Origin of the sequence: Pandoraea sp. B-6 (assembly GCF_000282835.1) — a bacterium.
In the GTDB taxonomy this organism is placed as follows: Bacteria; Pseudomonadota; Gammaproteobacteria; order Burkholderiales; family Burkholderiaceae; genus Pandoraea; species Pandoraea cepalis.
Genome location: NZ_KB290550.1, coordinates 1 through 12,625 on the forward strand (window position 1 = coordinate 1; position 12,625 = coordinate 12,625).

Genomic DNA, 12,625 nt, shown 5'->3' on the forward strand with positions numbered 1-12,625 from the left:
GGAGGCTGGCCTGCGACGGTGCGGCGTCTTCATGCGAATCGGTCGAACAAAAGCATAAAAACATCCCAAGCATCTCGGCATTCGCCGTCATCCGCAGGCAATCGGAATTCGTTGGAGGAACGACATGAGTTATCAGGCCCCGATCAAGGACATGCAGTTCGTGATGAACGAACTGGCGGATCTGACGAGCATCTCGGCGCTGCCGGGCTATGAGGACGCCTCGCCCGAACTCGCGCAGGCGGTGCTCGAGGAGGCGGCGCGCTTCAATCAGGAAGTGCTGGCCCCGCTGAACGTCATTGGCGACCAGCAGCCGAGCACGTGGAAGGATGGCGCCGTCACAACCACGCCGGGCTTCAAGGAGGCGTTTCGTCAGTTCTCCGAGGCGGGCTGGCAGGGGGTCGTGCATCCGCAGGCGTTTGGCGGGCAGGGGCTGCCGAAGCTGGTGGCCACGCCGTGCACGGAAATGCTCAATGCCGCGAACCTGTCGTTCGCGCTGTGTCCGTTGCTGACCGACGGCGCTGTCGAGGCGTTGCTCACCGCGGGCACTGATGCACAACGCGCGCTCTACGTCCCGAAACTGCTTTCGGGCGAGTGGACCGGCACGATGAACCTGACCGAGCCGCAAGCGGGTTCCGATCTCGCGATGGTGCGCACGCGCGCCGAACGCGAGGCCGACGGGACGTATCGCATCTTCGGCACGAAGATTTTCATTACGTTCGGCGAACACGACATGGCCGAGAACATCGTGCATCTCGTGCTCGCACGCACCCCCGATGCGCCCGCCGGCGTGAAGGGCATTTCACTGTTCATCGTCCCGAAGTTCAACGTCGACGCCGAGGGCAATCTCGGGGCGCGCAACGATGTGCATTGTGTGTCGATCGAGCACAAACTCGGCATCAAGGCCAGCCCGACGGCGGTGCTGCAGTTCGGCGACAACGGCGGGGCAACGGGCTACCTGGTCGGCGAGGAGAATCGCGGCCTCGAATACATGTTCATTATGATGAACGCCGCGCGCTTCGCGGTCGGCATGCAAGGTGTGGCTATCGCCGAGCGTGCGTATCAGCATGCCGTGGCGTACGCCCGCGATCGTTTGCAAAGCCGTCCGGTCGATGGCTCGTCGCGTGACGCCGTAGCCATCATTCATCACCCGGACGTCAAGCGCATGCTAATGACGATGCGTGCGCTGACCGAAGGCGCGCGTGCGCTCGCTTACGTGGCGGCAGCACACGCCGATATCGGTCACCACGCAGCAGACGCGGCCGAACGCAAACGTGCACAGGCCGTCTATGAATTTCTCGTGCCGATCGTCAAGGGCTGGAGCACCGAGATGTCGCTGGAGGTGACGAGCCTCGGCGTGCAGGTGCACGGCGGCATGGGCTTTATCGAGGAAACGGGCGCGGCGCAGTACTACCGCGACGCGCGCATCCTGCCGATCTACGAAGGCACGACGGCGATTCAGGCGAACGATCTGATCGGCCGCAAGACGCTGCGCGACGGCGGTGCCGTGGCCCGCGCCCTGTGCGAGCAGATCAGGGTGACGGAAAACGAACTGCGTGCGCTGGGCGGCGTGGGGCCGGGCGTGGCAGACCGTCTGGCGAAGGGGCGCGAAGCGCTCTCGATCGCCGTCGACTATGTGCTCGCGAACACGCAGGACAATGCGAATGCAGTGTTTGCAGGCAGCGTGCCGTACCTGACGCTTGCCGGTATCGTGCTGGGGGGATGGCAGATGGGCCGCGCGTTGCTGGCCGCACAGACGTTGCGCGATCAGGACCCGTCGTTCTACGATGCCAAGATCGGTACCGCGCGCTTCTTCGCGGATCACTTTCTCACGCGAGCGCCGGGTCTTGCCCTGGCGATTACCGAGGGCGCGGCGTCGACCCTGTCGTTGAGCGAAGAAGCACAGTTCTGATCGGCCTGTCACGCTGGCGTGACGCGATCGATGGGAAGGCGGCCTACGGGCCGCCTTTTTTTGTGCGAGTGCAGCGGATGGACGCGACACAACGGACACAACGGACGAAAAAAAACGGCACTGCATGCGCAGTGCCGTGTATTGGGTCCCCGCCTCAGCCGCTAAGCCGGCATCCTGAACCGTGAGGTTCAAGGTGGTCGCGGTTAGTAACGCTTCGGGTTCATCAGACAGAGTGACGATCACACCAGCACTACAAACTTCCGCAACCTGCAACAGATCATTGGTTCAAGGAATCTATGACTTTCGCGAACCAGGCAGGGAAAACTAACTTTTTGAATCGAACGGCAGCCAGTGAATTTTCAGCTTTGATACTGATCGATCACAGCACTCAGTCGTTCGTTCATGCGATTCATTCTACTCTGAATTTCTTCCGCGGGGAATGCTTGTCCAGCAGCAATACTTTTTTCCAGCGCAAGCAATTCGGATGCCAGACTCAAGGCTGCCATGACGGCAATCCGGTCGGTGCCGCGCACGTTGCTTTGCGCACGCACCTTGCTCATCTCGGCATCGACGCGCGACACCGCAGACAGCAAGTCGGCCTCGTGTTCCGGCGGGCAGGCGAGCCGGTACGACTGTTCCAGAATATTGACTTCGAGCTGCTTGATCGTCATGCGTTTTCTCCACCGGGGGTGCCGAGCAGATCCATTTGACCTTCAGCGGGGTTCTGCGTCGGGAGCTTTTCCAGAATGGCATTCAGGCGAACCTGCGCTTCGTCGATCTTGGCAGCAAGTTGATCGCGCTGCAGACGCAGGGCGTCGCGCTCGACGCGCAACTGCTCGATGGCGGTGCGTGTGTCGTCGCATTCAGCACGCGCGCGATCGAGTTCGGCGAGCAGCGCTTGGTTGTGTTGATGAAAACGTTGGCTGATCACAACCAACTGTTCAATTTTGTCGGTGAGATTGTCGAGATCGGTGAGCATCGGGCTGCGTCCTCTTAATTGCCCTACATTCTAACGGAATCGGCGGCCAATGCCCGACGAACGAGCATTGACGCTCATTCGAATGGCCCCTACACTTGCGGCACTTCGGTGCTCGCGCACGCCCTCCCGGCATGCGCAGTTAAACGGGAAACAGGGAGCCGCGCCCCCACACGGGCTGGTCAACCTGTGCTGCCCCCGCAACGGTAAGTCATTCTTTCGGCCCGAAAGGTTTCCGAAAACGCGCTTCACCTTCATCGCCACTGTGAGCTATCCGCTCGCGGGAAGGCCGGTCAGGCGCCACAATGACCAGCCCGGATACCGGCCGGAGTGAGTGGGGAAACGCCATGCCATCCGGCGCAGCCGGTGGCGGGCAGTCGTCGTTTTCATGTGTCGGTGCTTCGCATCCGTGACGTGTCACCGGCGCTCCCCTTGCGCCAGCGGCCTGCGGGGGAACGGGCCTAGGCAATAAAAAACTACGGAAGTCACACCCGATCATGCGCACCCACGTTCGCGCGATGGCGCTGCACGCGCCTGTCTTGCCACGTCCTACCTGCACTACCCGCATTACGTCTTCACCGGCCACGTCGGTTGCCGCCCCGCACCGTCTTGCCATCGCGGCGGCCCTGTTGGCCGCCAGCATCGGCGCCCATGCCCAGTCGGCCCAGTCCGCCGATGCCGCATCGACGGCGTCGTCCGTGCCGGCAGTGCTCGCCGCCAATCCGCCCGACAACCCCGCGACCGACAGCCCCACCGCCGTGCAACTCAAGGCGACCGTGGTGACAGCCTCGCGCACCGAGCAGACGCTCACAGACACGCTGGCGGCCACCTCGGTCATCACGCGCGAAGACATTGAACGCAGCCAGACGCAGGATTTGCCGACGCTGCTGCGCGGACAGGCTGGCGTGGAAATCGTGCAGAACGGCGGTTTCGGCACGTCGGCCAGCGTCTTCATGCGCGGCGCGGCATCGAACGCTGCGCTCGTGCTCATCGACGGGGTGCCCGTCAACGCAGCCACGACCGGTACGACCAACATCGCTCAGATCCCGGTGTCGCAGATCGACCACATCGAGATCGTGCGCGGCAACGTCTCGGCCCTGTATGGTTCGCAGGCCGTCGGTGGCGTGATCCAGATCTTCACGCGCAAGGGCAACGGCGGCCCGCCCCGCGCCTATGCCGAAGTGGGCTACGGCACGAACAACACCACGCAGGCCAACGCCGGCATTGCCGGCGCGTTCGACGACGGCAAGACCCGCTTCTCCCTGGACGTCTCGCGGTTTCACACCAACGGCATCTCGGCGCAGGACCCGCGCTTCGCGCCGAAGGTCAACCCCAACCGCAACGGCGACGACAACACGAGCGTGAGCGCATCGCTGTCGCGCAAGGTCGGCGACACGTGGGAGGTCGGTGCGCGTCTGTTTCAGAGCGACGGCAGCAGCAGCTACGACAATGCCTACGGCAAGCCCACCGACCTGAACGACAGCGACGCCCGCGTTCGCCAGATCTCTGGTTACGCGAAGGGCAACCTCACGGACAAGTGGAAGACCCGGATCACCGTCACGCAGGGCGACGACTACAGCTATAACTATCTGAACGGCAGCGGTAACGGCAACTTCCATACGTCGAGCAACCAGATCGACTGGGCCAACGAATATGCGTTCATGCCGGATCAGAAGCTGATCGCCGGCTACACGCGTCTGGAGCAAACGGTCGAGAGCAGTACGAACTACGACCGCAACAACCGCCATCTCGATTCGGGCTACGTCGGATATGAGGGACGATTCGGCAAGCATCAGATTCAGGCCAACGTGCGACGCGACGTGTATTCCGATTTCGGCGGCGCGAACAGCTACTGGGCCGGCTACGGCTACTCGCTCACGCCACAGTGGAAGGTCATGGCCAATGCGTCGGACGGCTTTCGCGCACCGACCTTCAACGAGCTGTTCTATCCGGGGTTCGGCAATCCGAACCTGCAACCGGAACGCTCTATTTCGAAGGAACTCGCCGTGCAGTTCAACGGCGGCGAGCGCCTCGGCCTGGTCAAGTTGACGGGGTTCCGGACCGACTACACCAACCTGATCCAGTCGCTCACGGTGTTTCCGTACACGGCTGCGAACGTCGCAAACGCGCGCGTCGAGGGCCTGGAGTTGACCTACGCGGGCCGTCCGTTCCTCGGCATGGACGTGCGCGCTTCGTTCACGCGGCAGAACCCAACCGATCTGGATGCCGACAGGCAACTGGCGCGTCGCGCCCGGCAGTTCGGGTCGGTCGGTCTGTCGAAGACGTTCGGCAAATTCACCGTCGGCGGCGATGTCTTCTACAGCGGCGAGCGTTACGATACGGGCGGTCAGCATCTCGGTGCCTACACGCTCGTGAACCTTCAGACACGCTACGATATCGACAAATCCTGGTACGTCTCGGCGCACCTCGACAACGTCTTCAACAAGAACTACCAGACGGTCTATGGCTACAACACCCTCGGACGCGCGATTTACGTCTCGCTCGGCTGGAAACAGTTCTAACGACGTCCCGGCAGGGCGAGACGTCGCATGACGCTGCGTCGCGCCCTCGCCATCTGGACGGGACTGGCCGGTGTGGCACTGGCCGTTCTCGTGGTGTCGCTCATGCTAGGGAGCGTGCCGGTCTCGCTGCGCGAAATCGGCACGTTGCTGCTCGGCCATGACGCCGGTCTTGCCGGCGACGTGGTCTGGCGTCTGCGTCTGCCGCGTGCACTCGCCGCGTTCGCCTGTGGCGGCCTGCTCGCGGTCGCGGGCACGTTGATGCAAACGCTGTTGCGCAACCCGCTCGCTGACCCTTACGTGCTGGGCATTTCCGGCGGTGCGGGGGTTGCCGCGCTGGCGTCGCTGGCACTCATGCTGCCTTTTTTCTGGGTGCAGACGAGCGCCTTCGCTGGCGCGCTTGCGGCCATTGCCCTCGTGATGGCGCTGTCTCGCCGAAGCTTTCTACGCCATGACGATCACGACAGCAGTACCCAATTGTTGTTGACCGGCGTGATGATGGCCGCCGGCTTTGGCGCGCTCGCCACGCTCATTCTCACCCTCGCACCCGACGCCAGCCTGCGCGGCATGCTGTTCTGGCTCACGGGCGATCTGAACGGCGTCGACCGCGCCTGGTTGCCGCTGATCGCGCTCGCGGCGACGCTGCTCATCGTGTGTCCGGTCGCGCATCGCCTGAATGTGCTGCTGCGCGGCGAAGCGGTGGCGCATGGCGTGGGCGTGGCCGTCGGCCCCCTGCGCGCCCGCATCTATCTGGCGGCGTCGCTGGCAACCGCCGTGGCCGTGACCACCGCGGGCAGCATCGGCTTCGTCGGTCTCGTCGTGCCGCACATCCTGCGTCTGCGCTTCGGCAACGATCAGCGCATGCTGCTCCCTGCCGCCGCGCTCGGGGGTGGGGCGTTGCTGATGTTCGCCGATCTTGTGGCGCGCACAGTCATTGCGCCGACGCAATTGCCCGTTGGCGTCATCACGGCGATGATTGGCGTGCCCGTTTTCCTGTGGCTGCTTTCCCGACGGGCCATCCAATGAGCGCACCGCTGCTGCAAACACACGCGCTGACGCTGCGCGCCGCAGAGCGGGTGCTCGTGGACCAGCTCGATCTCGTGATCGCGCCGGGCGAGTGCTGGTGTCTGGCCGGCCCCAACGGCGCGGGCAAGACGACATTGCTCGGCACGCTCGCCGGACTGCGTCAGGTGGACGAGACACCGGCGCGCGGCGCCCCGCTCAGCGCCAGTGGCCGCGTGATGCTTGGCGGCAAGGCGTTGGCGCAGTGGCGACCGGCGTCGCTCGCCAAGGTGCGCGCGCTGATGCCGCAACAGACGCGCGACGCGTTCGGCGCCACCGCGCTCGAAGTGGTGCTGACGGGCCGTCATCCCTATCTGGCGCGAGGCCGCTGGGGGGCATGGGAGTCGGACGACGACATCGCCGCCGCCATGGCCGCCCTTGCGCAGGTTGGTCTGGAGCGCTTCGCCGCGCGCGACGTCACCACGCTCTCGGGGGGCGAGCGCCAGCGCGTATCGCTGGCCGCCGTGCTGGCGCAGGCCACGCCGTTGCTGTTGCTCGACGAACCGGTCTCGCATCTCGATCTTCATCACCAGATCGACGCGCTTGAGCGACTCGCCCGCCACGCCGAAGGCATTGATGCCGCCGTCATCTTCTCTTGCCACGATTTGAATCTGGCGCGACGTTTCGCCACGCACGCGCTGCTGCTCGACGGCCGTGGCGGATGGCGCGCCGGCCCGGTGAACGACGTGCTCTGCGCCGAGCATTGCAGCCACGCCTTCGGGTATCCGCTGCGCCTCATTCGCGATGGCGACGACGAGGCCCTCGTGCCCGTGCGTCGCCTGTAAATGGCGCGCATGATGCCCCGACGGGCGGGCGTACACTCTCATCCGCGTGCGGCCGTCTCGCGCCGTACGCCTGCTTTTGACAGGTGCTGTTCATGACACAAGAAACCCCGCAATCCCCATCCCAATCGGAAGCCGACGACGGGCGCAACGCGCGCCATCGCACGCGCATGGCGCGCAAGAAGGAGGTGATCGACGACAAGATCGCGCAGGCCCAGCGCGACTGTGGCGTGATCGTCGTCACGACCGGCAATGGCAAGGGCAAATCGAGCTCCGGCTTCGGCATGGTCGTGCGCGCGATGGGGCACGGCATGAAGACGGGCGTCGTGCAGTTCATCAAGGGCGCGATCCCGACGGGTGAGGAGACCTTCCTGCGCCGCTTTCCTTCGGAGTGCGAGTTTTTTGTGATGGGCGAGGGCTACACCTGGGAGACGCAGGACCGCACGCGCGACATCGCGAAGGCCGAAGCGGCCTGGGAGCAAGCGCGCCGAATGTTGCGCGACCCGTCGTTCGGTCTGGTGTTGTTCGACGAGTTGAACATTGCCCTCAAGCTCGGCTATCTCGACGTCGACACGGTGATCGCCGATTTGCAGGCACGACCGGAGATGCAGCACGTGGTGATCACAGGACGCGGCGCCCCGCAAGCGCTGATCGATGTGGCTCACACCGTGACCGATATGACGCCGGTCAAGCATGCGTTTGCCCAGGGCATCCGTGCGCAGGCCGGCGTGGAAATGTAACCACTGCCTCATTGTTTCAGGACGTCACCGTATGAATGCTTTCAGCCCCTCGCTCGCCGAGCTTTTCGATATCGCCGCGCCTGCCGCGGCGATGGACGCCTCGCTCAGGCACGCCATTGACATCAAAACGAAGCCGCCCGGCAGTCTGGGCGCGCTCGAGCGCGTGGCCCACCAGGTCGGCCGGATTCAGCAGAGCGCGACGCCCGATCTCGCGCGTCCGACCATGCTGGTGTTCGCGGGCGATCACGGCATCGTCGCTGCGGGCGTGAGTCCATATCCACAAGCCGTCACCGCGCAGATGGTGCATAACTTCCTGCGCGGCGGTGCAGCCATCAATGTGTTCTGCCGCACTCACGGCATTGGGCTGGAGGTCGTCAACGCGGGCGTTGCGGCTGATTTTCCGTCGCATGCATCGCTCGTCGACATTCCCGTGGCGCGCGGCACGCAGAACTTCCTCGAAGCGCCCGCCATGACCCGCGAGCAACTCGAAACGGCGTTGGCCGGCGGGGCCGCGCGCGTTGTGGCGCACGCCTCGCTCGGCACGCGCATGATTGGCTTTGGCGAGATGGGCATCGGCAACACGTCGTCGGCGGCGTGTCTGATGCAGCGGCTGACCGGCCTGCCGCTCGCGGCATGTGTCGGACGCGGCACCGGTGTCGACGACGCCGGTCTCGTGCGAAAGACCGCCATACTCGAGCGTGCGCTGGCGGCGCATCCGCACGTGGGGAATGGGATGCCGGATCCGCTGGAGACGCTCGCCACCTTTGGCGGCTTCGAGATCGCAATGATGACCGGTGCATATCTCGCGGCCGCGAAGTTGGGACTCGTCATCGTGGTGGACGGTTTCATCAGCACATCGGCGCTGTTGGTCGCCGCGCGCGTGTCGCCAGCGGTGCTCGACTATTGCGTCTTCGCGCACGCGTCGGACGAAACCGGCCATCGTGCCATGCTCGAGATCCTCACGGCGACGCCGTTACTGCAACTGGGCCTGCGTCTCGGCGAGGGCACGGGCGCTGCGCTCGCGATGCCGCTCATTCAGGCGGCCGCCGCGTTTCTGCGCGAGATGGCAACGTTCGAAGGGGCGGGCGTGAGTGAGCGCGAGGCGTCGGACCAATGACCCCCTCGTCCCCCGATCCCTCGCGCCCCGCGGGCGATGCCGATGCGCCGTCGAGCGCGTTGGCAACGCGGGATCGCCCGGCGCGCGAAGGGGCTTGCGCAGGGGCGTTCGGGGGCATCAAGGGACAGGTGCGGCTTTTCCTGACCGCGCTCGGGTTTTTCACCCGGGTGCCGATTCCGCCATGGGTCGGTCATTCGCCCGAGCAACTGAATGCCGCGACGCGTTATTTCCCGCTCGTCGGCGTGTTCGTCGGCGCGCTCGTCGCGTTGTTGACGGTGGCGATGGGCCGGTTGTGGTCGCCGCACCTCGCGATCGCATTGGGGTTGGGCATCACTGTGCTGCTCACCGGGGCTTTTCATGAGGACGGGTTGGCCGATTCGGTCGACGCGTTCGGCGGCGCGTTCACGCGCGAGCGCGTGCTGGAGATCATGCACGACTCGCGTATCGGCACCTACGGCGCGGTGGCGTTGTGGCTGGCGCTTGCCGTCAAATGGCAGGCCCTCGTCGACATACAGGCGGCGGCGGGGTGGGGCGGCTTTGCCGTCGTGCTGATCGGCGCGCACGCCGCCAGCCGCAGTATGGCGATCAGTCTGTTGCGCTCGCTCGATTACGTGCGCCCGGAAGGCAAGGCCAAGCCGGTCGCGCAACGTTTGCACCTGCGCGAGCTGCTGTTTGGCGTGGCGTGCAGCGTGCCGTGGTGGGGGTGGCCCGACTGGCGCGCCGGCGTGACGGGCGCGGTGGTGCTGATCGCATTGCGCGCGGGCTTCATCCGGTATCTGCGCCGCCGTCTCGGCGGCTACACCGGCGACACGCTCGGCTTTGCCCAACAACTCGGCGAGCTCGCGCTGTATCTCACGGTGTGCGCATGGATCTGATCCTGATGCGGCATCCGCCGCCCGATGTCGCGTCTTCCGTCTGTTACGGCCAGACCGACCTGCCGGTCGATGCGGCGCGCTTCGACGCGTGTGTCGCCGCGATGCGGGCCGGACTCGCGGCGCAACTCGATGGCCGCACGCCGACGGCGATTCATAGCAGTCCCTTGCTGCGCGCACGTCGCGCCGCCGACGCCTTGGCGACGTCGTTCGGCGTGCCGGTGACAGAAGATGCGCGTCTTGCGGAGATGGACTTCGGCGCGTGGGAAATGCGGCCGTGGGACAACCTCGACCGGCGCGATCTCGATGCGTGGGCACGCGACATCCATGGATTCTCGCCTCCCGGCGGTGAATCCGCGCGCGACGTCGTGTTGCGCATGCACGCGTGGGCGAGGGCGTTGCGTGCCGGCGCGAACGACGTGCATGTGGCCGTCGCCCACGCTGGACCGATTCGTCTGCACACCGCAACGGCGTTGCGCATGCCGACCACGGCATGCCTGTCATGGGCGCTCGACTTCGGCGCGCTCTGTCACCTTCACGTTGCCGACGACGGCCATGCGCGATTGATTCGCTGGAACACATGAGCGGCCGGGCGCCGCCCCGCGACGGCATTACTGCACGGCAGGTTGGCGACGTGCGCGAGCGATATCGAGGTCTTCACACATCGCGCGTGCGCCGTCGAGAATGCGCGGGCCGGGCCGGCTGATGAGGTCGCCGTCGATGCCGAACAGGTTGTTGTGGGCCACGGCAGGCAACTGCGGCCACTTGCGCCAGGCGTCGAGCGTGGCGAGCGGCTTGACGGACGCCGTTGCGCCAGACGTCGCCGTGAACATCGCTTCCGGGCGTTTGGCCAGTACCGCTTCGACGGACACGCGCGGCACGAGCGGCGCTTCGTCGGCGAAGGCGTTCACACCGCCGCACAGCCGGATCACGTCGCTCACCATGGCGTTGCCGTTGAGTGTCATGAGCGGTTGCGTCCACACCTGATAGAAGACCTCGACAGGCGAGCGCGATGCGTACTGCTTGCGCAGCGCTTCGTAGCGCGCGCGAAACGCTTGTGCCGACGCTTGCGCTTTGGCAGGTGTTCCCGTCAACGTGCCCAGCGTCTCGATTGCCGCGGGCAGATCCGTCAGATGCTTCGGCTCGGAATAGAAAATCGGTATTTTCAACTGTCTCAATGCTTCGACCTGACGCTGCGAGTTGCCATGCATCCACACGACGAGCAGGTCGGGTTTGAGCGAGAGAATGCGTTCGAGATCAAGCGCGCTGTTGTCGCCAACGCGCGGCAGGCGACGCGCGGCCTCGGGGTAGTCTGAGTAAGCGACCACGCCCACCACCTTGTCGCCCGCGCCGGCCGCAAACAGCAGCTCGGTCGCGTGCGGCGAGAGGCTCACCACGCGTTGGGCCGGCGCCGGGAGGGTGACCGTGGCACCGGAGTCATCTTTGACGGAGATGGCGGCGTGGGCACTGAGCGTGGCGAGCCAGGCAGCGGCCAGGGCAATTCCATAGCGGCGAATTCCGCGGAGACGGCAAAGCAGGGGCATGGCCGGAAGATTGAGCGGCATCTGGGCGGGCTTGGGGTTGAAGGACGTGGGTTGGCACGGTGGAGCGTCGCGAAAACGCACCGGCCCGCCGGCCGACTCGCCATTCTCTGCGGGTTGTGTCGTCGCGACAAGGGGCTGGCGTGCTGATCCCCGCGAACCGATGTCATGCATGAGAGGTCGAACGATGCGTGACGCGATAGGCTGGAGCGCGTCGGGACATCGGCAGACAATACTTACGGCCCGTGCGGGGGATTCTGGGAGTGGAAGTCGTGAAGCGAAATATCGGAATGAGGAGCGCGTTGACGCTCGCACTGGTGATGATGCTCGGTGCGTGTGCGGCGCCGGACGGACATGGTGGTGCGAGCGCCGCGAACGGCACGAGCAAGGTGCAAGCCTACGGCGTGATCGACGGTGGCGTAACGGTGGTCAAATAGTGGGACGTGTCGATAGACGCAGGGTGCGAAGCCTCGCGGGACAAAACGCTGGCGATCGCGCCTCAAGTGAAAACGACCGCGCCCCCCGGACTCCGGAGAGTTCAGGGGGCGCGATCGCTAACGCGTTGTCAGGGCGTGACTAAAGCGTGACTACATCCTGACTATAGCGTTACTGAAGCGAGACTCCGGCGACCGGTGGATGGCGCACCGTGTAACAGAACCGCTTGCGCGGCAGTGTCCGGCCAACCGGTTGGCGACCTTAGTTGGACGCCGGGGCCGGGGCGGCAGCACCTGCGTCCGACGCCGGCGCGCTCATGGCAGCGCCTGCATCGCTGGCCGGTGCGGCCGTGTCTGCCGCCGGTGCCGATGCCGACGTGTCGGCGGCCGGCGCGGCCGTTTGGTCTTCCTTCTTGGTGCAACCGACCGTCACGACAGCGGCGGTCAGGAGGGTCGCGAGCAACAGAGGCAGTTTTTTCATTTGGTCGTCCTTTTATCGGGGAAAGCCCTTGCGAAAGAACCTTCAGTCTAACGGCGCCCTTCGGCGATGACTGTATGCATTTGTTGCAGAAATGCTTCAATTTGTAACGAAAAAGGGCTCGCGTCTCACGTCGTTTGATACGAGATAAGCGCAAATGAGGCGACCCTTCGGGCGCGTTACGAGGAATTTGGA

Annotated in this window: 13 protein-coding genes, 1 other RNA gene and 1 riboswitch; of the genes, 9 read left to right on the forward strand and 5 right to left on the reverse strand. The window is 65.0% G+C overall.

Translation table 11 applies throughout. The features are described from left to right. The first annotated feature begins 124 nt into the window (after positions 1–124). The gene (locus A985_RS0119365; protein WP_017235029.1) at positions 125–1,909 is read left to right on the forward strand and encodes an acyl-CoA dehydrogenase; all 1,785 of its coding nucleotides are present in this window, start codon (positions 125–127) and stop codon (positions 1,907–1,909) included. A gap of 142 nt (positions 1,910–2,051) precedes the next feature. On the opposite strand, the gene ssrS is transcribed toward A985_RS0119365, so the two are convergent. The 3 genes from ssrS to A985_RS0119375 all read right to left on the reverse strand — a co-directional run bounded on the left by ssrS (position 2,052) and on the right by A985_RS0119375 (position 2,888). Continuing rightward, a non-coding RNA gene (gene ssrS / locus A985_RS27715) (6S RNA) lies at positions 2,052–2,233 on the reverse strand. 35 nt (positions 2,234–2,268) lie between these two features. Next, positions 2,269–2,580, reverse strand: a complete 312-nt coding sequence (locus A985_RS0119370) for a cell division protein ZapA (RefSeq protein WP_017235030.1) — start codon at positions 2,578–2,580, stop codon at positions 2,269–2,271. Then, positions 2,577–2,888 carry a hypothetical protein gene (locus A985_RS0119375; RefSeq protein WP_017235031.1) on the reverse strand — a complete coding sequence of 104 codons (312 nt, stop codon included), beginning with the start codon at positions 2,886–2,888 and terminating at the stop codon, positions 2,577–2,579. Before A985_RS0119375 ends, A985_RS0119370 begins: the two co-directional genes overlap by 4 nt. An 89-nt stretch (positions 2,889–2,977) precedes the next feature. Beyond that, positions 2,978–3,230: riboswitch (cobalamin riboswitch) on the forward strand. A gap of 152 nt (positions 3,231–3,382) precedes the next feature. On the opposite strand from A985_RS0119375, the gene A985_RS0119380 reads away from it, so the two are divergent. The 7 genes from A985_RS0119380 to A985_RS0119410 all read left to right on the forward strand — a co-directional run bounded on the left by A985_RS0119380 (position 3,383) and on the right by A985_RS0119410 (position 10,561). Beyond that, the gene (locus tag A985_RS0119380) at positions 3,383–5,407 is read left to right on the forward strand and encodes a TonB-dependent siderophore receptor (protein WP_017235032.1); all 2,025 of its coding nucleotides are present in this window, start codon (positions 3,383–3,385) and stop codon (positions 5,405–5,407) included. A gap of 27 nt (positions 5,408–5,434) precedes the next feature. Further along, positions 5,435–6,430, forward strand: coding sequence for an iron ABC transporter permease (locus A985_RS0119385; RefSeq protein WP_017235033.1), 996 nt, complete (start codon positions 5,435–5,437; stop codon positions 6,428–6,430). Beyond that, on the forward strand, positions 6,427–7,251 hold the full coding sequence (locus A985_RS0119390) for an ABC transporter ATP-binding protein (RefSeq protein ID WP_017235034.1): 825 nt from the start codon (positions 6,427–6,429) through the stop codon (positions 7,249–7,251). Before A985_RS0119385 ends, A985_RS0119390 begins: the two co-directional genes overlap by 4 nt. A 92-nt stretch (positions 7,252–7,343) precedes the next feature. Further along, a complete protein-coding gene (cobO, locus tag A985_RS0119395; RefSeq protein ID WP_026132160.1) occupies positions 7,344–7,988 on the forward strand; it encodes a cob(I)yrinic acid a,c-diamide adenosyltransferase in 645 nt (214 codons plus the stop codon). Between the two features lie 31 nt (positions 7,989–8,019). After that, positions 8,020–9,105, forward strand: a complete 1,086-nt coding sequence (gene cobT, locus A985_RS0119400) for a nicotinate-nucleotide--dimethylbenzimidazole phosphoribosyltransferase (protein WP_017235036.1) — start codon at positions 8,020–8,022, stop codon at positions 9,103–9,105. Further along, a complete protein-coding gene (locus A985_RS0119405) occupies positions 9,102–9,980 on the forward strand; it encodes an adenosylcobinamide-GDP ribazoletransferase (protein ID WP_020372915.1) in 879 nt (292 codons plus the stop codon). The genes cobT and A985_RS0119405 overlap by 4 nt, the downstream gene beginning before the upstream one ends. After that, positions 9,971–10,561: a histidine phosphatase family protein gene (locus A985_RS0119410; protein ID WP_017235039.1), complete on the forward strand. Its 591-nt coding sequence runs from the start codon at positions 9,971–9,973 to the stop codon at positions 10,559–10,561. The genes A985_RS0119405 and A985_RS0119410 overlap by 10 nt, the downstream gene beginning before the upstream one ends. Positions 10,562–10,588: 27 nt before the next feature. Here the strand turns inward: A985_RS0119410 and A985_RS0119415 are convergent, their stop codons facing one another. Continuing rightward, entirely contained in the window at positions 10,589–11,542 is a 954-nt protein-coding gene (locus A985_RS0119415) for a cobalamin-binding protein (RefSeq protein ID WP_017235040.1), read from the reverse strand. A 266-nt stretch (positions 11,543–11,808) separates the two neighbouring features. Here A985_RS0119415 and A985_RS28335 point away from each other — a divergent pair, with 266 nt between their 5' ends. Then, positions 11,809–11,955, forward strand: a complete 147-nt coding sequence (locus A985_RS28335; RefSeq protein WP_017235041.1) for a hypothetical protein — start codon at positions 11,809–11,811, stop codon at positions 11,953–11,955. A gap of 259 nt (positions 11,956–12,214) precedes the next feature. Here the strand turns inward: A985_RS28335 and A985_RS0119425 are convergent, their stop codons facing one another. Then, the gene (locus A985_RS0119425; protein WP_017235042.1) at positions 12,215–12,433 is read right to left on the reverse strand and encodes a hypothetical protein; all 219 of its coding nucleotides are present in this window, start codon (positions 12,431–12,433) and stop codon (positions 12,215–12,217) included. Between the last annotated feature and the right edge of the window lie 192 nt (positions 12,434–12,625).